Source organism: Ruegeria sp. BHSC029 (assembly GCF_059613085.1).
In genome coordinates this window covers 1-21,824 of the sequence record NZ_JBXWRU010000007.1, presented here as the reverse complement: position 1 = coordinate 21,824, position 21,824 = coordinate 1, and the positions used below count along the sequence as shown (strand labels likewise).

Here is a 21,824-nt window from a genome sequence, read left to right as displayed (position 1 = left end):
GTTTTCTACCGCGACTAGGCGTCATTGCGCCAGCAGTTCGGCGCGCACCTCCATCCGGGGGCGCCAGTTGTAGCGTGTGTCCTCGCGCACCGGGGCCCAGAACAGGTCACCCCCGTTGCGCCAGCCGTCCAGAACGATCGCGTCATAGGGCCCCTCGCCCTTGGCGCTGATCGCGGCCGAATGGTGGATGATCCGGAACGGGGTCGGCGGCGAGGTGATCCAGTGCAGGTCCAGCGTGCGGAAATTCTCTTGCCGCAGCCGCTTGAGCATGTCCTCGGCCCAGTCATTGCACAGCCCGCGTTCGCGAAAACCGTTGATGACTTTGGCGTTGTGGATGATCGCCGGATCGGTGACCCGGTATTCGGCCCTCAGCTGCAGCGCATAGTCATGGGCGATCTGCGCCGCGCGGGCGGCTTCCTGCGGATCGACATCGGGGCCGAGGTTCTGAATGGCGCGGGTCAGACCGGCAACATCGCCCGAGGTCGAGCCGGAGGGCGTGCTGCATCCTGCAAACAGGAGGCCAAGAACAAGGATCAGTAGGCGCGCCATGGTCACTCCGCAAAGATCGGTTCGGCATCTGCGTAGCCGCGGCGCAGCACGATGCGGTTCGACCGCTACTTAGCCGAAACCTGTACCAGGACCCAAGGGGGAATTTTCCCGGCCCATGTGTCCGGCGGGTCCGGTTGGGTGAAATGAACAGGGCAGATCTGGTCACTCGGCGCTTTTGGCTTGCCAGAAAAGAAAAGACCCGGCGCTGGGCCGGGTCAAGTTGGGGAAACCGCGACGGGCGGGCGTTCAGGCCAGCAGACGCCGCGCGATGACTTGCGCCTGAATCTCGGCGGCACCTTCAAAGATGTTCAGGATGCGGGCGTCGCACAGCACCCGGCTGATCTTGTATTCCAGTGCAAAGCCGTTGCCGCCGTGAATCTGCAACCCGTTGTCGGCCGCGGCCCAGGCGACACGGGCGCCCAGCAGCTTGGCCATCCCGGCCTCCAGGTCGCAGCGGTGGCCGTTGTCCTTCTCCCAGGCGCTGAAATAGGTCAGTTGGCGCGCGATCATGATCTCGACCGCCATCATCGCCAGCTTGCCGGACACGCGCGGGAAGTTGATCAGGGCCTTGCCGAATTGCTTGCGCTCCTGCGCGTATTGCATGGCGATGTCCAGCGCGCTTTGGGCCACGCCGATGGCGCGGGCGGCGGTCTGGATACGCGCGGATTCGAAGGTTTCCATGAGCTGCTTGAAGCCCTTACCTTCCTCGCCGCCCAGCAGGTTCTCGCCCTTGACGTGGAAGCCGTCGAAGGCCAGCTCGTATTCCTTCATGCCGCGATAGCCCAGCACCTCGATTTCGCCGCCGGTCATGCCGGGGGTCGGGAAGGGGTTGTCGTCGGTGCCGGGCGTTTTTTCAGCCAAGAACATCGACAAGCCCCGGTGATCGGTGGTTTCGGGATCGGTGCGCGCCAGCAGCGTCATCACATGGGTGCGCGCGGCATGGGTGATCCAGGTCTTGTTGCCGGTGATCTTGTAGTCACCGTTTTCGTCCTTGACAGCGCGGGTGCGCAGGCTGCCCAGATCCGACCCGGTGTTGGGTTCGGTGAACACGGCCGTCGGCAGGATCTCGGCGCTGGCGATCTTGGGCAACCATTGGGCCTTTTGGTCGTCGGTGCCGCCCGCGATGATCAACTCGGCCGCGATCTCGGACCGGGTGCCAAGGCTGCCGACGCCGATATACCCGCGCGACAGTTCTTCGGAGACCACGCACATCGACGCCTTGGACAGGCCGAACCCGCCGTATTCCTCGGGGATGGTCAGGCCGAATACGCCCATCTCGGCCAGTTCCTCGATGATTTCCATCGGGATCAGCTCGTCCTTGAGGTGCCATTCATGGGCGTTTGGCTCGACCCGATCCAGCGCATAGCGGCGGAACTGCTCGCGGATCATCTCGAGCTCTTCGTCAAGGCCCGAGGCGCCGAACATGGTGGCTCCGGATTGCTCTTGCATCAGCTGAACCAGACGGCTGCGCGCGGCCTGGCTATTGGCCTGTGCCATCAGAGTCTGCACCTCGGCGCATTGAAAGCCCGACAGCGCATCCCAGCCCAGCCCCAGATCCTGCAGGCGCACGACCTCGCCCTGGTTCATCGGGATGCCGCCGGCGACCTGGTGCAGATATTCGCCAAAGGCGATCTGGTGCAGCAACTGTTCCATCTCGCCGAACTTGCCCTGGGCGTCCAGCGCCTCGGCCCATTTCTGCATCTGCTGCAGCGACTGATTGTAGGTGGCCAGCCAGGCCAGCCCATGCGCGGCGGTCTGGTTCGCCTCGACCAAAGCGCCCGAGACTCGGCCTTCGGCCGAGACCATCTCGCGCACCGCATCGCGCGCCCGGTCAAAGACGGACTGAACCGCCGGCAGCGCGGCCCCCGTCAGGGTCAGAAGATCAGGCAGAACCGGCTGAGAAGTCATGTTCGTCATATCTTGTCCGTCATGGGCCATGAATCACGTCCTTTGCTGGGTTGTCTGGTCATATCATGCTGCAACTGCAGCGCAACAAAAATTCACAAAATGCGTCGAAAAGGTCCAAAAATTACGTAACGAATTTTGCGGTGCAGAGAAAATCTGCGGTGATATGTAGGGGCAATGGATCTGTTTTCTTTGATGTCCCTGCCCGAACTCTGCCTTGCGTTCGCGGTCGCCTTTCTGGCCGGAGCGGTGAAAGGCATGGTCGGCTTCGCCATGCCAATGGTCCTGATTTCGGGGCTGAGCATGATGCTGCCGCCCCAGCTTGCGCTGGCCGGGCTGATCCTGCCAACGGTTGTGACGAACGGGATCCAGGCCTTGAGAGAAGGACGCGCGGCAGCGATGTCTTCCATCCGGCAGTTCCGGGTCTTTCTTTCCGTCGGGCTGGTTTTTCTGTTGGGGAGCGCTCAGCTGATCAGCTTGGTTCCATCGCAGGCTTTCCTTCTGATGATCGGAATTCCCGTCACGTTCTTTGCCACGATCCAACTGCTGGGCGTGAAACTGAGCCTGTCTGAACAATCGCCGAAGATCGAGGCCGCAGTCGGTGCGGTTACCGGGTTCATTGGCGGCATATCAGGCGTTTGGGGACCTCCGACCGTTGCCTATCTGACTGCGCTGAATACCCCCAAATCTGAACAATTGCGCATTCAGGGTGTGATCTATGGCTTGGGAGCCTTGGCTCTGGTCGTGGCGCATATTGGATCAGGCGTGTTGCGGGCTGAAACCGTGCCGTTTTCGGCTGCGCTGACCCTTCCGGCTTTGGCCGGCATGTGGCTGGGTTTGCGGATGCATAATCGGATCGATCAGGCCACGTTCCGCAAGGCGACTTTGTTGGTTCTGATGATCGCAGGTGCGAACTTGCTGCGCAGGGGGGTGTTCGGTTGAACGCTCAACCTTTACGCTCAAAGTAGCGGAAGGCAAAAAACAGTCCGAACATCAGGAACAGCAGTCCCGACAGATCGCCGATCAAAAAGGCAAAATACTCGGCCGTCGCGCTGCCAAAAGCCAGGTTGGTCAGGCCGGACACCAGGATTGACGTGATGACCCCGACCCCCATGATGCAGGCCCAGCAGGGCGCGCGATCAGCGGCGGGAAACAGATCCCATCCCAGCCATTTCAACAAATAGAATACGGCCGGCGCCGTCGTGACCGCAATCAAGATGGCCAACAGGCGGCTTGTCAAAAAAACGTCCGAGCCACCGAGTGTCGCGAAAACCAGAAAGACACCGGGCAGCATGGCCAGTATCGCACGCCACCCCAAGAGCCACGCCGCAAGGACCCGCACGCCGTGCGGAAGAAACAACAGGCTGGCGCGGCTGGGGTACTCTGGAAAGAACACGTTCTGCATGGGCATCAAAACCCAAAATGTCAGAAACGATGCGCCGATATAGGCCAAAGAAGCGTAAAACGTGTCAGAGGCCCACGATCGCATCACGTCATGCTTCTTTCAGGATTGCTCAGCGGTCAACGCGGGGCGTTGACGACATACCGTCCCCGGTTGGCGTTCCCGCTTTGGGACAAGTAGCCCTTCTGTACCAGCGACTTGAGGGCGCGGAAGAAGGTCGGGCGCGAAACGCTTTGCACCAAAGTGTGCTCGATCAGGCCATAGGTCCGGACTTCGCGCGAGTCTTTCGACAATTCTTCGGCCGCGTAATAAATGTCACGCTCTACCGGAGAAAGCTCTTCGAGCCCCAACGTGCGTTCCATGCTCTGCATCAACTTGCGCAGTTCCGCCAGTTTCGAGATCTCGGTCATTTCCATTCCTGATTTTACCAGCGCCACCAGTTGATATCCGCTTGGTCAAATGACCCATGATAGTCGCCTATCACACGGCATATCTCATGTTGACACTCATCCCCTTGATAATACACTACCGCCTTGATTAGGCTGCTCATCTTGCGAGTGTGAGTGTCCGCGCGCGAGCTGCCCAAAGGTTTTTTCAGTCTCGGCCCGGTGCATTTTGCGCCGGGCTATTTCCTTGTAATGGGTCCTTGATTTACTGCATGATTTTTAGGCGGGCAACGAATTTGTTCATGCCAATGTCACATTACAACTGCAGGAAGAACAAACAACTGCAAGGACCCGTTATTGTGCGCGCAGGGGCCCGTAACCGCGCCCCTGCATGTCGGTTCAGCCGATTGCGACGGCTTTGATGTCTTCGTCGATGAACGGCAAATACTGTTCAAAGTTCTCGGCAAACATGTGCACCAGCTTTTCCGCCTGTTTGTCGAAAGCGGCCTGATCGTCCCATGTGCGACGCGGATCCAACAGAACTTCGGGCACGCCGGGGACCGTCACCGGAACGTCGAAGCCGAAATTGGCGTCCTTGCGATACTCGGCATCGGCCAGCGACCCGTCCAGTGCGGCCGTCAGCAGGGCACGCGTGGCCTTGATCGGCATCCGGCTGCCAACGCCGTATGCGCCGCCGGTCCAGCCGGTATTGACCAGCCAGCAGGTTGCGCCGTGCTGGGCGATCTTGTCGCGCAGCAGCTTGCCGTATTCCTCGGGGCGGCGCGGCATGAACGGGGCGCCGAAACAGGTCGAGAAGGTGGGTTGCGGCTCGGTCACGCCGCGTTCGGTTCCGGCAACCTTCGAGGTGAAGCCCGACAGGAAGTGGTACATCGCCTGCGCCGGGGTCAGCCGCGCGATTGGCGGCAGCACGCCGAAGGCATCACAGGTCAGCATGATGATGTTTTTCGGGTGCCCGCCCAGCGCCGTCTTGGAGGCGTTCGAAATGTATTCCAGCGGGTAGGCGCACCGCATGTTCGCGGTCAGGCTGTCATCGTTGAAATCCAGTTTCAGGGTCTCGGGATCGAAGACCATGTTCTCGATCACCGTGCCGAACTTCGACGTGGTCGCGTAGATCTCGGGTTCCGCTTCGGCGCTCAGATTGATGGTCTTGGCATAGCATCCGCCTTCGAAGTTGAAGGTCCCGCGATCCGACCAGCCGTGCTCGTCGTCGCCGATCAGAACACGTGCCGGATCAGCCGAAAGCGTGGTCTTTCCGGTGCCGGACAGGCCGAAGAAAACGGCGGTGTCGACGGGGTTGCCCACCGCATGGTTGGCCGAGCAATGCATCGGCATCACGCCTTTTTCCGGCAGCAGGTAGTTCAGAAGCGTAAACACGGACTTCTTGTTCTCGCCCGCGTATTCGGTGCCGCCGATGAGAATCAATTTGCGGTCAAAGTTCAGCGCGATCACCGTTTCGCTTCGGCAATCGTGCTTTTTCGGGTCCGCCTGGAAACTGGGGCAGTTGATGATGGTGTAATCTGCGATGAATTCGTCCAGGTCCTCGCGGTCCGGGCGACGCAGCAGGTGCCGGATGAACAGGTTGTGCCAGGCCAGTTCCGTAACCATGCGCACATTGATCGCATAGGCAGGATCAGCGCCGCCAACCAGATCCTGAACGAAGTAGTCCTTGCCTTTCATATGGGCCAGCATGTCGGCGTACAGCGCGTCAAAGCCATCGGGGCTCATTTCCGCGTTGTTTTCCCACCAGATGCTGTCCGCCACGCTTTCGGTCCGGACGACGTGCTTGTCCTTGGGTGACCGGCCCGTGAACTTGCCGGTGGACACCAGAAACGCTCCGCCATTGCCCAGCGTGCCTTCATTCCGCTTGAGCGCCTTCTGAATCAGCGCCGGCTCCATCAAGTTGTAATAGACATTGCCCAGCCCCTCGATGCCTTGATCTTCGAGGCGGAACTGCGGGTTTACCCGTCCAAATGTCATTCGTGTCTTCTCCTGTGGCGGCGCTGCGGCGGTTGGGGCCGTCTGCGCTCATGAGGCGTAGTGCCGGTTAGTCCGGCGGATAAGGGCCTCATATCACGGCCGTTTAGGGCATGAACAGGACGGTTTGGCACAGTTAGCGCAACCAAGGCCGGGTTTAGCGCAACCAAGATTTTCCGGTCGGAAAACCCGGACACTTTCGGAAGCGCAGGACGACCTTTTTGTCGCAGGATCGTGAACAATGTGGCGCGATTCGTACATCCGGATTGATTCGCGGCCTTAAAAAAGCCAAGAATGCCCTACAAAAAGCAAAAATACATCGTGAGTGAGCAGGTAAAGGGGCAGCCCTATGTCTAAGATTGCACTGGTGGATGACGATCGGAACATTCTGACGTCCGTATCCATGACGCTCGAGGCCGAAGGGTTCGAGGTCGAAACCTACAATGACGGGCAGGCAGCCCTTGATGCGTTCAACAAGAAACTGCCGGACATGGCGGTTCTGGACATCAAGATGCCTCGCATGGACGGCATGGATTTGCTGCAGCGGCTGCGGCAGAAAACCCAGATGCCGGTGATTTTCCTCACGTCCAAAGACGATGAGATCGACGAGGTTCTGGGCCTGCGGATGGGCGCGGATGACTACGTGAAAAAGCCATTCTCTCAACGCCTTCTGGTCGAGCGCATCCGTGCACTGCTGCGCCGTCAGGAAGCGACCGACGGGGATGCGTCGGCTGCAACCACCGGGGACGCAAAGGTGATGGAGCGCGGCGATCTGCGCATGGACCCCCTGCGTCACGCGGTCAGCTGGAAGGGGACCGATGTTTCGCTGACGGTCACGGAATTCCTGCTGCTGCAGGCCTTGGCGCAACGCCCCGGCTTCGTCAAAAGCCGCGATCAGCTGATGGATGTCGCATATGACGATCAGGTCTATGTCGACGACCGGACCATCGACAGCCACATCAAGCGTCTGCGCAAGAAGATGCGTGCGGCTGATCCCGAGTTTTCGGCTATCGAAACGCTGTACGGTATCGGGTACCGTTACAACGAGGAATAAGCCGGGCCGGCTTTCTGCAAAGGTGAATTTGTTTCGTGCGTGACACCGAGCAATCCAGCGAGTTGCGCGACGGTGACGTCGTTCTGGGCGATGATTGGGTCATCCCGCAAGACCCCGAGTCGGCCGAGCTGCGCGCGCGGCGATCGCGGCGTACTCTGTTCACGCTGCGCAACTCGCCGCTGGCGCGCAAGATCATCACGTTCAACCTGATTGCTTTGGTGATCCTGGTCGCAGGGCTGCTGTATCTGGATGACACCCGAAAAGAGAGGGTCCAGCAAACGGCGCGGAACCTGATCGGCGATGCGCAACTGGTCAGCAACGTCTTCGAGGCCCAGCTGCGCCAGGTTGCCGGATCGCGGGACGCTTCTGACCTGAACGTCAAGGCGACACTTGCCGGGCTGAGCATCCCCGAAGGCGGCGAAGTCTTCGTCTATGACAGCACCGGCACGTTGATCGGCTGGACACGGGGTTCCTCGACCGTGTCGGAATTGCCGGGCCTGATTCAGGCCGAGGCGGATGTTCCGACCGGCAGCACATTGATCTCTGATGCCCTGACCGCCGTCTGGAATGGTCTGTATTCGGTTTTCACCACCGGATCTGAAACCGAGGCGCCGACGCTGGCACAGCGGGTTCAGGACATCATACCAAACGCGCTGGACGGCCACATGCAGGTTCACGCCGTGTCTGATGCGGCCGGAGACACCGTGATTGTGGCGGCGTCGCCAATCGTTCTGGATGGCGCCCCTGTGGGGGCTGTCGCAATGGCTGGCCCCGCCGGAGAAATCGATGCACTGGCTCGAAAAGAGCAGGAGCGCATTCTACAGATGTTTGTCGTTGCCCTGCTGGTCTCGGTGGGTCTCAGCCTTGTGCTGGCCTCGACCATCGCGAACCCGCTGGCGGATCTGGCCGCCGCGGCGGAAATGGGCAAGGACCGCGGCACTGGGGTCAATCCCGGCCGTATCCGCATCCCCGACCTGAGCGCCCGCCCGGACGAGATTGGTCGGCTTAGCCGTGCGCTGCGGGGAATGGTGACGGCGCTCTACAACCGGATAGACGCCAACGAACAGTTCGCGGCTGACGTCGCGCATGAAATCAAGAACCCCTTGGCCAGCCTGCAATCGGCCGTCGGTACGCTGCGAATGGTCAAGCGTGACGATCAGCGCGAGAAATTGTTGGGCGTTATTGAGCACGATGTCCGCCGATTGGACCGCCTTGTCAGCGACATCTCGAATGCGTCCCGCCTGGACGCTGAACTGGTCAAAGAGCAGGAGCAGCCCTTCGATCTTCTGAAGCTGATCGGCAATATCAGTCAGTACCTGGGCGAAGATGCCCGATCGAAGGGGATCGACTACATCACGGATTTGCCGTCCAAGCCCATCGTCATAAACGGGCTCGAGGCCCGTCTGGCACAGGTTTTCGTGAACCTGATTACAAATGCCATCTCCTTCTGCGAGGAAAGCGACGCGATCCGCGTTTGGGTGCGCCAACGCGAAAACCGGGTTCTGGTTGTTGTTGAAGACACTGGCCCCGGTATTCCGGATCAGGCCCTGACCAAGGTGTTCAAGCGCTTCTATTCGCAGCGCCCGGCCGAGCATTTCGGCAACAACTCGGGTCTTGGACTTGCGATCTCGAAACAGATTGTCGAGGCCCACGGCGGCGTCATCTGGGCCGAGAACATCCGCCCGACCGAGGCGGACATCACGTCGGACCCGCAAGGTGCGCGGTTTGTCGTGGGTCTTCCCCTTTAAGCGATGTGGGCTTTGCGCCTTCCGGAAAAGCCCAGCGATGATCCGGTCTGCGTGCACGCCACATGCGTTGCCGTTGCTGGCCGCGGCGCCCTGATTTCGGGGCCGTCCGGGGCCGGAAAATCGGCACTTGCATTGCAGATGATGGGCTTCGGCGCGGACATGGTCGCCGATGATCGTGTAAACCTAACCCTGTCGGGCGACCGGGTGATTGCGGATGCGGTCCCTCAGATCCGAGGATTGGTCGAGGCCCGCGGCGTCGGCCTGCTGCGCGCCACGGCCTGCGGCCCCGTTCCGTTGGAATGGATCGTGGATCTGGATCAAGTGGAATCCCAGCGACTGCCGGAACCGCGACAGGTTCTTGTGCTGGGACATCCTGTTCCCTTGCTTCGTGCCGCCGGCGTCCCCAACTTGGCATCAGCACTTGTTCAACTGATGAAAATGGGGCGCGTCGATCCGCAATGGCCAAGCACATGACAGCACAAACGCGTATCGTTCTAGTGACAGGTCCGTCGGGCGCGGGCCGGTCGACGGCGATTCATGTGCTCGAGGATCTGGGCTATGAGGCCATCGACAACTTGCCGATGGGCCTGTTGCTGCGCCTGATGGAGGGCGCGGATCCATCCCGGCCGATGGCGCTGGGAATCGATGCCCGCAATCGTGATTTCTCGACCATCGGCTTTATCGAATTGGTCGCCAAACTGGGCCGGATGAGCCAGGTGGACCTGTCCACGCTCTATCTGGATTGCAGCGACGACGTGCTGTTGCGCCGGTTTTCGGAAACCCGGCGCCGTCATCCGGTTGCAACCGATGCCAGCCCCGAAACCGGCATCCGCCAGGAAAAGGAATTGTTGGAGCCGATCCGCGAGATCGCCGACACCCTGATCGACACCAGCGTGCTCAACGTGCACCAGCTGCGATCCGAGGTCGAACGCTGGTTCGCCCCCGAAGGAGGCCGGCATCTGGCCGTTTCTATCGAGTCCTTCTCCTACAAACGGGGGCTGCCGCTGGGCCTGGACATGGTGTTCGACTGCCGATTTCTGGCCAACCCCTATTGGCGTCCGGAGCTGCGCGAGGCTGATGGTCGAAATCCGGACGTTGCGTCCTATGTTCAGGCTGACACGAACTATACCGCCTTTTTTGAACGGGTGGTGGAGCTGTTGCTGTCTCTGCTGCCCGCCTTCAAGGCCGAGGGCAAAACGCACCTGTCGGTCGCCTTCGGCTGTACCGGGGGTCAGCACCGCTCGGTCGCGATGGCCGAAGCGGTCGCAAAAGCCCTTGCAGAGCAGGGGCAGCCGGTGGCAATTAGACACCGCGAGATGGAACGTCGATCGTTGAATGTGAGGCCGGATTGATCGGAATTGTAATCGTGGCGCATGGCGGATTGGCCCAGGAATACCTGGCGGCCATGCAACACGTCGTGGGCAAGCAACCCGGCCTTGTGGCAGTGTCGATCGACGCTGATCATGATCGCGAAGAAAAGCAGGCCGAAATCTGTCGGGCCGCGGATGCTGTGGATGTCGGCGACGGTGTTGTTGTCGTGACCGATCTGTTCGGGGGCAGCCCCTCGAATCTCAGCCTGCGCGCCTGTGCGCCGCAGGACCGTAGAATTCTTTACGGCGCCAACCTTCCGATGCTGATCAAACTGGCCAAAAGCCGCCAACTTCCGGTCGGGGACGCCGTCCGTAGGGCTATGGAGGCTGGACGAAAGTACATCAATGCGCAAAATGTGACATTGGACTGACATCGGATCGATTGAATATGGCCACCAAAAGCTTGAAAATCATCAACGAAAAGGGCTTGCACGCGCGCGCTTCAGCCAAATTGGTCGAGGTAGTCGAAGGGTTTGACGCCCGCGCCGAAGTGTCCAAAGACGGCATGTCCGCGTCGGGTGACAGCATTATGGGCCTTTTGATGTTGGCGGCTTCGCGTGGAACGACTATTGACGTCGAAACGTCCGGGCCGGATGCTGAGGCGCTGGCAGATGCGCTGGAAGCATTGGTGAACGACAAGTTCGGCGAAGGTTTCTGACGCAGGGCACTGCCACAAAACAAGAACGGGAAGACCAGGAATTGGCGGAAACCACGCACGATACCAAGACCAACACGGTGGTGGCCGAGACCGCGGAAGCGGGCGAAATCTACGACCGCCGCACGCTGACCTACGCAAATTCGTTTGACGACGCCTGGACCTCGACGGCCATCAAGGCGATCGAATGGTGCACAGGCAAGCTGACCATTCTGCGCATGGTCAACAAGTTTGAAAAGCAGAATGAAAAGTATCGCGGCCAGAAATTCTGGGGTGGTGCCCTGGGTATCATGGGAATCGACCTGACCACGCCCGAACACCAGATTGCGCGCATTCCGAAAGAGGGGCCCGTTGTGGTGGTGGCCAATCACCCGCATGGGATGGTGGACGGCATGATCCTGGCCGAGTTGATCGGACGGGTGCGCCAGGACTATCGCATCCTGACCCGCTCGGTTCTGACCGGGCTGGACGAGGCCGCGACATCGTTCATGATCCCGGTCCCGTTTCCACATGACCCCGAAGCCCAGAGCAAGATGCTTGAGATGCGGGGCAAAGCGATGGAGCACCTCAAGAACGGTGGTGTCGTCGCGCTGTTCCCATCCGGTGTGGTGATGTCTTCGGACACGTGGTTCGGCCCGGCTCAGGAACGCGAATGGAACGTGTTTACCGCCAAGATGATCCGGCGATCCGGTGCCAAGGTTCTGCCCATCTACTTCCCCGGCAGCAATTCGCGCTGGTACCAGATTGCCAACAAACTATCGGCAATTTTGCGTCAGGGACTTCTGCTGCACGAGATCGTCCGGTCCTGCAACAAACCGGTCGGCCCCGTGATCGGAGAGCCGATTTCGGACGAGGACATGAAACTGCTCGAACGCGACCCGCGCGGATTCATGACCTGGCTCAGAAAACACACGCTGGGCTTGGGGCAGTCACCACAAGCCTGATCCACCGTTCATTGGCGCGAAAAAATCGCGGGCGAGCGGGGCGGTCTCTTGACGGCTTAGCGCGTCGGGACCGGAACCTCGCCACGGTAGTCATAAAACCCGCGATCGGTCTTGCGGCCCAGCCAGCCGGCCTCGACGTATTTCGTCAGTAACGGGCAGGGGCGGTACTTTGTATCCGCCAACCCATCATGGAGGACGTTCATGATGGCCAGACAGGTGTCCAGCCCGATGAAATCGGCCAGTTCCAGCGGACCCATGGGGTGATTGGCGCCCAGCTTCATGGACTGGTCGATCGACTGAACACTGCCGACCCCTTCATACAGAGTATAGACGGCCTCGTTGATCATCGGCATCAGGATGCGATTCACGATGAAAGCCGGGAAATCCTCGGCGCTGGCGGCGGTTTTGCCCAACCGATCCACCACGGCCTTGCAGGTGGCGAAGGTTTCTTCGTCGGTGGCGATACCGCGAATCAACTCGACCAATTGCATGACAGGCACCGGGTTCATGAAGTGGAACCCCATGAAACGCTCCGGCCGATCCGTCCGGCTGGCAAGCCGTGTGATCGAAATGGACGAAGTGTTCGACGTCAGGATCGTGTGGGCCTGCAAATGCGGCTGCAGATCCTCGAAAATCGCCTGCTTGATGGCCTCACGTTCGGTCGCGGCTTCGATCACGAGGTCCGTCTGGCCGATCTCGGGAAGGTTCAGCGTGGTCTTGATCCGCTGCAGTGCGGCCTGCATCTCGTCGTCACCGATCTTGCCGCGTGACACCTGACGAGCCAGGTTGCCCTTGATCGTTTCAATGGCAGCATCCAGCGCATCCTGGCTGATGTCGTTCAGCAGAACGTCATACCCTGCCAACGCCATCACATGGGCAATTCCGTTGCCCATCTGGCCCGCGCCGATTACTCCGACTGATTTCACGTCCATATTGAACTGCCTTCCGCATCAAGGTTCAGGGGGACATTATCGGCAGTCCGGGTTGGGCGGCAAGGGGTTGGGACCGGTCCAATTCGCTTCAAATGCGCACATTAGAGTTTTCTAAACACCTAAGGCCGCAGAATGGGAAATGGGTGAAGAAAATGGGTGGTTGACATGAGTTATCATGAGTCGGACGCGACCGGTGTCGAGGAATCCGTCTGCCGGTACAGGGCGTCAAAACTGTGGTTTCGCGGGCCAAAGCGTGCGTTGCAGGTACCATATGTGGCCTGCGTCGGCGGCACCGAGACATTCGGTCGGTTCGTCGATTCTCCGTTTCCCACCGTGTTGGAGCAGCGGCTGGAAATGCAGTGTCTGAATCTGGGCAGTCTGTTCACGGGTGCCGAGGGATTGGCGCGGGATCCGGAAATTCTGAGCCTGATGAATGGCGCCGAGGTTTGCGTGCTGCAACTGCCCTCGGCGCTGAATCAGTCCAACCGGTTCTACCGTGTTCATCCCCGACGTAATGATCGGGTGCTCCAGGCAACATCGGACCTTTCCGCCTTGTACCCCGAAGTTGACTTCGCGGACGTTCATTTTGTGCGGCACCTTATGTCCAGGTTGTCGGCATTTTCGGACGCACGGTTCGAAGTGGTGGCCGCCGAGTTGCGGCGGGCTTGGGCAGAGGCTCTTCGCACCCTGTTGGACAACGTCACTAGCCGGGTTCTGCTGCTGTGGCTGGACTGGGATCACAGCCCGGCAGTCGGGCTGGATGCGCGTGGGGTATCTGATCCGGTGCCAATTACACAGGTCATGATTGATGGGGTGTCGGATGGAGGGGTGGCAATCGTGAAGATGACGGCGCGCCCTTCAGGTGCTTCGGATGATCTTGAGGACATGCTGTTCGGCACGATGCAGCAACCGATGGCGGAATATATGATCGGGCCTGCCACGCACCGGGCCATTGCCGAACGTTTGCTGCCTGCGATCCGAGACCTCGAATGAAAAAGGCCCGCCAATTTGGCGGGCCTTGAATTCTCGAAAAGAAGGGCCGTCAGCCCAGCTTTTCGGTCAGCTCCGGCACGGCCTGGAACAGGTCCGCAACCAGGCCGTAGTCCGCGACCTGGAAGATCGGAGCTTCTTCGTCTTTGTTGATCGCGACGATGATCTTCGAATCCTTCATGCCGGCCAGGTGCTGGATCGCACCCGAAATGCCAACCGCGATGTACAGATCGGGTGCAACGACCTTGCCGGTCTGACCCACCTGCCAGTCGTTCGGGGCATAGCCCGAGTCGACTGCCGCACGGCTGGCACCAACCGCCGCGCCCAGCTTGTCGGCCAGGGCTTCTATCAGTTTGAAGTCTTCTTCCGAGCCAACACCACGGCCGCCCGAGACAACGACGCCGGCCGAGGTCAGTTCGGGACGGTCGCTTTCGGCGACCTTGTCCTCGACCCATTCCGACAGGCCGGGGTTTTCACCGACCGATACGGTCTCGACCGGGGCCGATCCGCCTTCGCCGGCCGCATCAAAGCTGGCCGTACGGAAGGTGATGACCTTCTTGGCGTCGTTCGACTTGACGGTCTGGATCGCGTTGCCCGCGTAGATCGGGCGCTCGAAGGTCGAGCCGTCCACCACGCCCGAAGCGTCCGAGATCACCATCACGTCCAGCAGCGCGGCCACGCGCGGCATCACGTTCTTGGCGTCGGTGGTGGCGGGCGCCACGATATGTTCATAGCCATCGGCCAGGCTGACGATCAGCGCGGCGGTCGATTCGGCCAGACGGTGGCCCAGCGACGGGTCTTCGGCGACCAGCACCTTGGACACACCGTCGATCTTGGCGGCGGCTTCGCCGGCAGCGGCGGCCGAGCCGCCCGCGGCCAGAACGGTCACGTCACCCAGCTGCTTGGCTGCGGTGACCGCCTTGGCGGTTGCGTCCATCGCCAGTTCGCCATTGTTGACTTCGGCAAGCAGAAGTATAGCCATTACACAGCCCCCGCTTCTTTGAGTTTCCCGACCAGCTCGTCGACCGAGCCCACGATGATGCCAGCGGCGCGTGCCGGCGGCTCTTCGGTCTTGACGACTTCGAGGCGCGGCGTGACGTCGACGCCGTAATCGGCGGCGGTTTTTTCGTCCAGCGGCTTTTTCTTGGCCTTCATGATGTTCGGCAGCGACGCATAGCGTGGCTCGTTCAGGCGCAGGTCGACGGTGATGATGGCCGGCATCTTGACACTGATGGTCTGCAGACCGCCGTCAACTTCACGCGTGACCTTGGCGGTGTCGCCTTCGATGTCCAGTTCGGACGCGAAGGTGCCCTGGCTCCAGCCCAGCAGTGCCGACAGCATCTGACCGGTGGCGTTCATGTCGTTGTCGATCGCCTGCTTGCCGCACAGAACCAGTCCGGGCTGCTCTTCCTCGACCACCTTGGCCAGGATCTTGGCGACTGCCAGCGGCTCGATGTCCTGGTGGACGTCGTCCGCCGCGACGACCAAGATGGCGCGGTCTGCTCCCATCGCCAGCGCGGTGCGCAGCGTTTCCTGCGCCTGCTTGACGCCGATCGAAACGGCCACGACCTCTTCGGCCTTGCCGGCTTCTTTCAGGCGGATCGCCTCTTCGACGGCAATCTCGTCGAACGGGTTCATCGACATTTTGACATTGGCGAGATCAACACCGCTGCCGTCCGCTTTGACGCGAACTTTAACGTTGTAGTCGATCACGCGCTTGACAGGCACAAGTACCTTCATTTTTGCGTACGCTCCTTACAAAAACGGCAAGCCGCAATGCGACTCCACCAATGCTCTCGTCGGCCTAGATAGCGCCTTGCGGGGCGTCGGGACAGGGCAAAATCGTCACGTCATGTCGTGGGGACGTCGCGTTTCACGCTTTTTGACGTGAAGGAACGAAAGATTGTTACCCGGCCGATGGGCGGTTTTGCCGCGCCGGATGGTGCGAAAACGCATTCAATAAGGTCGGGTTTCAGCGGTTAGCGCCTGCCCTTCGGGCCGGGGCTTCGCCCTTCCGGTCGCCCCAACGTCCGCTGGAGGTTGCGCCGCTTTCAGCGGTTCGCGCCCGGAACCCACAAGACGTCATCGCGGCCGCCATTGTTGGCGCACCGGGCTGCCACGAAGAACCAGTCGCTGAGGCGGTTGAGGTATTTTACCGCGGCCTCGTTAACCGGTTCCATGTTGGTCAGTTCGACTGCCAGACGCTCGGCGCGCCGCGAGACCGTGCGGCAGACATGCAGATGCGCCGCCAGCTTTGATCCGCCCGGCAGGATGAAGCTGCGCAAGGGCTCGAGATCGGCATTCATCGCGTCGATTTCCGACTCAAGCCGGTCGATCTGGGCCGGTGCGATCCGCAGGGGCGGGTAGTCGGCCTCGGCGTCTTTTTCCATGTCGGGGCGGCACAGGTCAGCACCCAGGTCGAAAAGATCGTTCTGAATGCGGGCCAGCGCCGCATCGACCTCGCCCTCGGCCTCGGTGCGGGCCACGCCGACAAAGGCGTTCAACTCGTCCACCGTGCCATAGGCCGCCACGCGGCCCGCGTATTTCGCAACCCGTTCGCCATTGCCCAGCGCGGTTTTGCCATCGTCCCCGGTGCGGGTATAAATCTTGTTCAGAACGACCATCTACTGCACTCCCTGTCCACGCAGATAGACGTAGAGCACGATCAGTACCACGGCAATGAATTGAAACAGGATGCGCAGCCGCATCATCTTGTTGCTTTTCTTGGCAGCCGCCATGCCGCCCTTGCCGAAATTGGATATGCCGATGGCCAAAACAACGACGACCGCCGCCATGGCCAAAAGAAGTACGCCCATTAGAAGGTCCATGAACTCACCGTCCGCATTTGTTGTATCCTTTGCGCACCATCTAGCGGGGCGGCCCGCGAAAGCGAACGGGTAATTTCGTCTCAGATACCCGAAAGGATGCGGTCTATCGTGCCCGTTGGCAGAATGCGGCGCAGATAACCCGCGATATAGGTCGGTGTGGTCACGTAGTATCGAGCCTTGGGCGACTTTGCCTCGAGCGCGCGGGCAAGTTTTTCGGTTACCGCAGACGCCGGCAGCTCGAACCGGTCGGGACCCGAGTCTTCGTACAGACGTTTGAGCAGCGACCCCTCATACTTGTCGCGCAGGGCCGAGTTTTCCCAATCTATGAACCGTTCAAAAACCGGTATGGCTTTTTCGCGCAGTTTAGAGGTGATGGGACCGGGTTCAATCAGCACCACTTTGATGCCGGTGCCGCGCAGCTCCAGCCTCATCGTATCGGTCAGGCCTTCGATGGCGTATTTCGTGGCGACGTAGGCACCGCGCCAGGGAAAGGCGACCAGACCCAGTACCGACGAGTTCTGCACGATGCGGCCATGGCCCTGTGCACGCATGACGGGTATCACCTGGCGCGTCAGTTCGTGCCAGCCAAAAACGTTGGTCTCGAAGATATGGCGCAACCCGTCGGTGGGCACATCTTCGATCGCGCCGGGCAGCCCATGGGCACCGTTGTTGAACAGCGCGTCCAACGTGCCGCCCGTTGCTTCGAGAACACTGGCCAATCCCGAAGTGATCGTTTCGGCATCGGTATAGTCGATTCTTGGGCTGTCAAAGCCCTGAGCCCTCAGCCTGTCGCAATCGCGCTGATGTCTGCAGGCGGCAAACACGCGCCATCCGCGTGCACGCATCCCGTGTGCCGCGTCCAGACCAATGCCGGATGAGCATCCGGTGATGAGGATGGATTTCTGCATGTATGCCCCAAAGTCGTCCTCGGCAAAAACTATTGCGAGGATCGGCCTCCGGCAATGACGGCATCACGTCAATTTGTGCTTTTTCGGATCAACGAGGAGGAAATCCAGCCAACCTGTTGCTCGGGCAACACGCGCAGGCGCAGCCAACCGGTTCCGGACTCGCTCAGAACTTCGACCTGCTGACCCATCCGCGCTTTGCCGATGATCGGATAGATCGTGCCGGGGCCGTCGCGCATGTTCACGCGGGTGCCGGACACGATACGAATGTCTTTCGGCGGCTCTACGGGTGCAGGGGCGGCTGCCGTTTCCGGTTCGGCGTCGGTGTCCAAAACCTGGACGGCCGCGTTTTCATCCAGTGACGCCAGCGAAAAGGTACCGCCGGTATTGTCGAAACTGGACAGATCAGAATTCAGACCGGCCGCGATCTGCGCCAGCAACGCCTCGGTATCGACGGCATCGGCGGCGGGGATCGGTTCCGGCTTAGGTTCGGACGGCTTGGCGGGGCGCAGGGCCACCTTCGTCACAAGCTCGGTTGCCGGGGAGGGGACCAGTGGCCTGGGCTCGGGTTTCTCAGCCGTCGCAACGACGGGTGGTGCCTCGGCGCGGGTTCCGCGCGGTTCGAATTCGGAACCACCGCTCATGACGTAGAAGAACCAGCCGAGCATGGCAAAAGTAACAAGCATAAGGCGCGTCATGGCGCATCCCCCGGTAATCACAACAACAAGAAAAAGGCAGCATTCAATTGTTGGGATCCTACCATAGTTCGGGTCCCGAGTCGAAAATCGGGGGAAATCGCCGGGTTGGCTCCCCCTGTTGCAAAAACCCCGACTTGTCCCCAGCAAAATATGCCTTGGTTGCTTTACCACGCGCGCCGGGCGTCGTATCACATCATCTATGAACGACACGATCGACGACCCCAACATGGAGGCCCCCGACGCCGGGGGCGAGGTGGCCGAACCGCTGCGCCGGGCAATTGGCGAGCGTTATCTAACCTATGCTCTCTCCACCATCATGCACCGCGCGCTGCCGGATGCGCGCGACGGGCTGAAGCCGGTTCACCGGCGAATCCTCTACGCTATGCGCGAGCTGCGACTCAGCTCCTCGGGCGGGTTCCGCAAGTCGGCCAAGATCTCGGGTGACGTGATGGGTAACTATCACCCGCACGGGGACGCCGCGATCTATGACGCGATGGCGCGTCTGGCGCAGGATTTCAACGTCCGCTACCCGCTGGTCGACGGGCAGGGGAATTTCGGCAATATCGACGGCGACAACCCGGCGGCCTCGCGCTACACCGAGGCCCGGATGACCATCGTTGCCGAGGCGTTGCTGGAGGGGCTGAACGAGGACGCCGTCGATTTCCGTGACAACTATGACGGCACGCTGACCGAACCGGTCGTCTTGCCGGCACAGTTCCCGAACCTTCTGGCCAATGGCGCCTCAGGCATTGCCGTGGGCATGGCAACGAACATCCCGCCCCACAACATCGCCGAGCTGTGCGACGCCTGTCTGCATCTGATCAAGACGCCCGACGCGCGTGACGACACGCTGCTGAACTATGTGCCGGGGCCCGATTTCCCAACGGGCGGTGTCATCGTAGAGCCGGCCGAGAATATCGCGCAGGCCTATCGCACCGGGCGCGGATCGTTCCGGCTGCGTTGCAAATACGAGGTCGAGGATCTGGGCCGCGGCCAGTGGCAGATCGTGGTCACCGAGATCCCGTACCAGGTTCAGAAATCCAAGCTGATCGAAAAGATCGCCGAGCTGATCCAGACCAAGAAGATACCGATCCTGGGCGATGTGCGCGACGAATCCGCCGACGACATCCGCCTGATCCTCGAACCGCGTTCGAAAAACGTGGACCCCGAGGTGTTGATGAACATGCTGTATCGCAACTCGGACCTCGAGGTGCGGTTCAGCCTGAACATGAACGTGCTGATCGATGGGGTGACGCCCAAGGTCTGTTCGATGAAGGAGGTACTGCGCGCCTTCCTCGATCACCGGCAAGAGGTGCTGCTGCGCCGCTCGCGTCACCGCATGGCCAAGATCGACCACCGGTTGGAGGTGTTGGAGGGCTTTATCGTTGCCTTCCTGAATCTCGACCGCGTGATTGATATCATCCGCTATGACGACGATCCCAAGGCCGCGCTGATGCGCGAGAATTGGGGCATCGACCATGTCCGCGCCGCCAGCGAGGCCGACTATGTCTCGCCCAAGCCGGGCGAGGGCGAATTGTCCGAAGTTCAGGTCGACGCGATCCTGAACATGCGCCTGCGCAGCCTGCGTCGGCTCGAAGAGATGGAACTGGTCCGTGAGCGTGACGCGCTGATGGAAGAGCGCGCAGAACTCGAGGATCTGCTGGCGGATGAGGGTCTGCAATGGGCCAAGATCGCCGAGCAGCTGAAAGAGACCAAGAAGACCTTCGGCAAGGATTATGAGGGCGGCGCGCGTCGCACCCGCTTTGCCGAAGCAGGCGAGGTCGAGGACGTACCGCTAGAGGCGATGATCGACAAGGAGCCGATCACGGTCGTCTGCTCGCAGATGGGCTGGATCCGCGCCATGACCGGCCATATCGACCTGAACCGCGAGCTGAAGTTCAAGGACGGCGACGGGCCGCGGTTCATCTTCCATGCGGAAACCACCGACCGGCTGCTGGTCTTCGCATCGAACGGGCGGGTCTACACGGTCAGCGCCGCGAACCTTCCCGGTGGCCGGGGAATGGGTGAGCCGCTGCGCCTGATGGTCGATCTGCCCAACGAGGCGCAGATCGTCGATATCCTGATCCACAAGCCGGGGCGCAAGCTGCTGGTTGCTTCGGATGCGGGCAACGGGTTCATGGTGCCCGAGGACGAGGTGCTGGCCCAGACACGCAACGGCAAACAGGTGCTGAACGTCAAGGATGACGAGCGCGCGGTGATCTGCAAGCCGATCGAGGGCGATCACGTCGCTGTGGTATCACAGAACGGCAAGTTTCTGGTGTTCCCGGTCTCCGAACTGCCCGAGATGACGCGGGGCAAGGGCGTGCGTCTCCAGAAATACAACATGGCGCGCGGGCGCCAGGGCACGCTGGAGCTGGATGGCGGCCTGTCCGACCTGACGACGTTCAACTGGGAGGACGGTTTGAAATGGTCAATGGGCGGCGACAAGACGCGGCATGAGGCAGATATGTCTCAATGGCTGGCAAAGCGCGCAAGCGTCGGAAAAAAACCGCCCTATGGGTTCCCGCGCGATTACAAGTTCTCGTGATCGTGCGCCGACGACGGTGGAAATCTGCCGATACGGCTTGGCACAAGCTGCATCGGTGCGCTAGATCAAAGAAAAACAGGCCTATCGAGACGAGACAATGCTGCGCATTCTGACCCTGATTACCGGACTGGCCCTGGTGGGCGCCTGCACGCAGACGCAACTCTACGAAGAACCGGAAGATCTGGGTGAATTCAAGCTGCGTGTGAACTATGCGTTTGCCGACAAGGCCGTCCAGGGGCCGGTGTCTCGTGACGCGACGCCCCAGGAATGGACCGAAGCGATCCAGAAGGCCGTCGATATCCGCCTTGGTCGCTATCAGGGCTCGCAGGAGTATGACATCGGGATCAGCCTCGAAGGCTATATGCTGGCGCCTCCTGGTATTCCGGTGATCTACAACCCCAAAAGCACAGCGATCGTTCTGGTCAACGTCTATGATGTCGGCAAGAAAGAGTTTCTGGCCAAGGGCAAGCAGTTTCAGGTCCTCGAAGATACCACCGGTGGCAGCGCTCTGAAGGGCTCGGGCAACGAACGCACCAAGGAAGAGCAGATGAGCGGTTTGGCACTGAAAGTGGCGGACCGCGTCGAGGAATGGCTGGCTGAAGAGCACAAGGACAATGGTTGGTTCGACCTGCGCCCCGGCCTGATCCAACCGATTGAATCCGGACAGGCGGTACAAAACCCGGCATAGTTTTGAGGATTTCCCTCAGGATGTGCTTGATTTTCCGCTTTGAACCAAATATCTCGCGCGCGCAGATGTAACCACGGGACCAAGGGTCCCCCAAATCGCAAAAGGGCGCCTGAGGAATGGCAAAGGAAAAGTTTGAGCGTAATAAGCCGCACGTCAACATTGGCACGATTGGCCACGTTGACCACGGCAAGACGACGCTGACCGCAGCAATCACCAAGTATTTCGGC

At 60.5% G+C, this 21,824-nt stretch carries 24 protein-coding genes; 12 read left to right on the top strand and 12 right to left on the bottom strand.

The annotated features are described in order from the left end of the window. Window positions 1-21: 21 nt before the first annotated feature. Both AC2FML_RS17210 and AC2FML_RS17205 read right to left on the bottom strand, forming a co-directional pair. Window positions 22-549, bottom strand: coding sequence for a hypothetical protein (locus AC2FML_RS17210; protein ID WP_480638252.1), 528 nt, complete (start codon window positions 547-549; stop codon window positions 22-24). Window positions 550-795: 246 nt separating this feature from the next. Then, on the bottom strand, window positions 796-2,487 hold the full coding sequence (locus AC2FML_RS17205) for an acyl-CoA dehydrogenase family protein (RefSeq protein WP_496783948.1): 1,692 nt from the start codon (window positions 2,485-2,487) through the stop codon (window positions 796-798). 144 nt (window positions 2,488-2,631) lie between these two features. Here AC2FML_RS17205 and AC2FML_RS17200 point away from each other — a divergent pair, with 144 nt between their 5' ends. Further along, window positions 2,632-3,396, top strand: a complete 765-nt coding sequence (locus tag AC2FML_RS17200; RefSeq protein WP_170434808.1) for a sulfite exporter TauE/SafE family protein — start codon at window positions 2,632-2,634, stop codon at window positions 3,394-3,396. 4 nt (window positions 3,397-3,400) lie between these two features. On the opposite strand, the gene AC2FML_RS17195 is transcribed toward AC2FML_RS17200, so the two are convergent. The 3 genes from AC2FML_RS17195 to AC2FML_RS17185 form a co-directional block, all read right to left on the bottom strand. Then, the gene (locus tag AC2FML_RS17195) at window positions 3,401-3,943 is read right to left on the bottom strand and encodes a hypothetical protein (protein ID WP_254430024.1); all 543 of its coding nucleotides are present in this window, start codon (window positions 3,941-3,943) and stop codon (window positions 3,401-3,403) included. Window positions 3,944-3,975: 32 nt separating this feature from the next. Continuing rightward, entirely contained in the window at window positions 3,976-4,266 is a 291-nt protein-coding gene (locus tag AC2FML_RS17190; RefSeq protein ID WP_170361573.1) for a hypothetical protein, read from the bottom strand. A 375-nt stretch (window positions 4,267-4,641) separates the two neighbouring features. Next, the gene (locus AC2FML_RS17185) at window positions 4,642-6,240 is read right to left on the bottom strand and encodes a phosphoenolpyruvate carboxykinase (protein ID WP_170372751.1); all 1,599 of its coding nucleotides are present in this window, start codon (window positions 6,238-6,240) and stop codon (window positions 4,642-4,644) included. A 346-nt stretch (window positions 6,241-6,586) separates the two neighbouring features. Between AC2FML_RS17185 and AC2FML_RS17180 the strand changes: the two genes are divergently transcribed. The 7 genes from AC2FML_RS17180 to AC2FML_RS17150 are packed head-to-tail and all read left to right on the top strand — an operon-like array spanning window position 6,587 to window position 12,008. After that, window positions 6,587-7,291 (top strand): response regulator transcription factor, encoded by a 705-nt coding sequence (locus tag AC2FML_RS17180; protein WP_170342637.1) that lies wholly within the window; start codon window positions 6,587-6,589, stop codon window positions 7,289-7,291. Window positions 7,292-7,326: 35 nt separating this feature from the next. Continuing rightward, a complete protein-coding gene (locus AC2FML_RS17175) occupies window positions 7,327-9,039 on the top strand; it encodes a sensor histidine kinase (RefSeq protein ID WP_170361560.1) in 1,713 nt (570 codons plus the stop codon). A 3-nt stretch (window positions 9,040-9,042) separates the two neighbouring features. Beyond that, complete coding sequence (locus tag AC2FML_RS17170; protein WP_496736561.1) at window positions 9,043-9,513, top strand: HPr kinase/phosphorylase; 471 nt, start codon at window positions 9,043-9,045, stop codon at window positions 9,511-9,513. Continuing rightward, a complete protein-coding gene (rapZ, locus tag AC2FML_RS17165) occupies window positions 9,510-10,391 on the top strand; it encodes an RNase adapter RapZ (protein WP_496783947.1) in 882 nt (293 codons plus the stop codon). Before AC2FML_RS17170 ends, rapZ begins: the two co-directional genes overlap by 4 nt. Next, window positions 10,388-10,780, top strand: coding sequence for a PTS sugar transporter subunit IIA (locus tag AC2FML_RS17160; protein ID WP_093965293.1), 393 nt, complete (start codon window positions 10,388-10,390; stop codon window positions 10,778-10,780). The genes rapZ and AC2FML_RS17160 overlap by 4 nt, the downstream gene beginning before the upstream one ends. 17 nt (window positions 10,781-10,797) lie before the next feature. After that, window positions 10,798-11,067 carry an HPr family phosphocarrier protein gene (locus AC2FML_RS17155; protein WP_170343440.1) on the top strand — a complete coding sequence of 90 codons (270 nt, stop codon included), beginning with the start codon at window positions 10,798-10,800 and terminating at the stop codon, window positions 11,065-11,067. A gap of 41 nt (window positions 11,068-11,108) precedes the next feature. Then, window positions 11,109-12,008 (top strand): lysophospholipid acyltransferase family protein, encoded by a 900-nt coding sequence (locus tag AC2FML_RS17150; protein WP_170343441.1) that lies wholly within the window; start codon window positions 11,109-11,111, stop codon window positions 12,006-12,008. 56 nt (window positions 12,009-12,064) lie between these two features. Here AC2FML_RS17150 and AC2FML_RS17145 read toward each other — a convergent pair whose 3' ends face one another. Next, window positions 12,065-12,940 (bottom strand): 3-hydroxybutyryl-CoA dehydrogenase, encoded by an 876-nt coding sequence (locus AC2FML_RS17145; RefSeq protein ID WP_170361563.1) that lies wholly within the window; start codon window positions 12,938-12,940, stop codon window positions 12,065-12,067. Window positions 12,941-13,105: 165 nt separating this feature from the next. Here AC2FML_RS17145 and AC2FML_RS17140 point away from each other — a divergent pair, with 165 nt between their 5' ends. Next, window positions 13,106-13,933, top strand: coding sequence for a DUF6473 family protein (locus AC2FML_RS17140; RefSeq protein WP_496783946.1), 828 nt, complete (start codon window positions 13,106-13,108; stop codon window positions 13,931-13,933). A gap of 49 nt (window positions 13,934-13,982) precedes the next feature. On the opposite strand, the gene AC2FML_RS17135 is transcribed toward AC2FML_RS17140, so the two are convergent. The 6 genes from AC2FML_RS17135 to AC2FML_RS17110 form a co-directional block, all read right to left on the bottom strand. Continuing rightward, a complete protein-coding gene (locus AC2FML_RS17135) occupies window positions 13,983-14,912 on the bottom strand; it encodes an electron transfer flavoprotein subunit alpha/FixB family protein (RefSeq protein WP_496783945.1) in 930 nt (309 codons plus the stop codon). After that, complete coding sequence (locus AC2FML_RS17130; protein ID WP_093965302.1) at window positions 14,912-15,670, bottom strand: electron transfer flavoprotein subunit beta/FixA family protein; 759 nt, start codon at window positions 15,668-15,670, stop codon at window positions 14,912-14,914. Before AC2FML_RS17130 ends, AC2FML_RS17135 begins: the two co-directional genes overlap by 1 nt. Before the next feature lie 311 nt (window positions 15,671-15,981). Continuing rightward, window positions 15,982-16,554 (bottom strand): cob(I)yrinic acid a,c-diamide adenosyltransferase, encoded by a 573-nt coding sequence (locus AC2FML_RS17125; protein ID WP_480755120.1) that lies wholly within the window; start codon window positions 16,552-16,554, stop codon window positions 15,982-15,984. Continuing rightward, window positions 16,555-16,758: a twin transmembrane helix small protein gene (locus AC2FML_RS17120; protein ID WP_093965306.1), complete on the bottom strand. Its 204-nt coding sequence runs from the start codon at window positions 16,756-16,758 to the stop codon at window positions 16,555-16,557. 80 nt (window positions 16,759-16,838) lie between these two features. Next, the gene (locus AC2FML_RS17115) at window positions 16,839-17,666 is read right to left on the bottom strand and encodes an SDR family NAD(P)-dependent oxidoreductase (protein WP_170541967.1); all 828 of its coding nucleotides are present in this window, start codon (window positions 17,664-17,666) and stop codon (window positions 16,839-16,841) included. A 68-nt stretch (window positions 17,667-17,734) separates the two neighbouring features. Further along, entirely contained in the window at window positions 17,735-18,361 is a 627-nt protein-coding gene (locus AC2FML_RS17110; RefSeq protein ID WP_496783944.1) for an SH3 domain-containing protein, read from the bottom strand. Between the two features lie 199 nt (window positions 18,362-18,560). Between AC2FML_RS17110 and AC2FML_RS17105 the strand changes: the two genes are divergently transcribed. The 3 genes from AC2FML_RS17105 to AC2FML_RS17095 form a co-directional block, all read left to right on the top strand. After that, complete coding sequence (locus tag AC2FML_RS17105) at window positions 18,561-20,909, top strand: DNA topoisomerase IV subunit A (protein WP_496783943.1); 2,349 nt, start codon at window positions 18,561-18,563, stop codon at window positions 20,907-20,909. Between the two features lie 97 nt (window positions 20,910-21,006). After that, on the top strand, window positions 21,007-21,597 hold the full coding sequence (locus AC2FML_RS17100) for a hypothetical protein (protein WP_170361569.1): 591 nt from the start codon (window positions 21,007-21,009) through the stop codon (window positions 21,595-21,597). A 116-nt stretch (window positions 21,598-21,713) separates the two neighbouring features. Continuing rightward, window positions 21,714-21,824: GTP-binding protein (locus tag AC2FML_RS17095; protein WP_170611170.1), on the top strand; the 111-nt coding region annotated here is incomplete at its 3' end.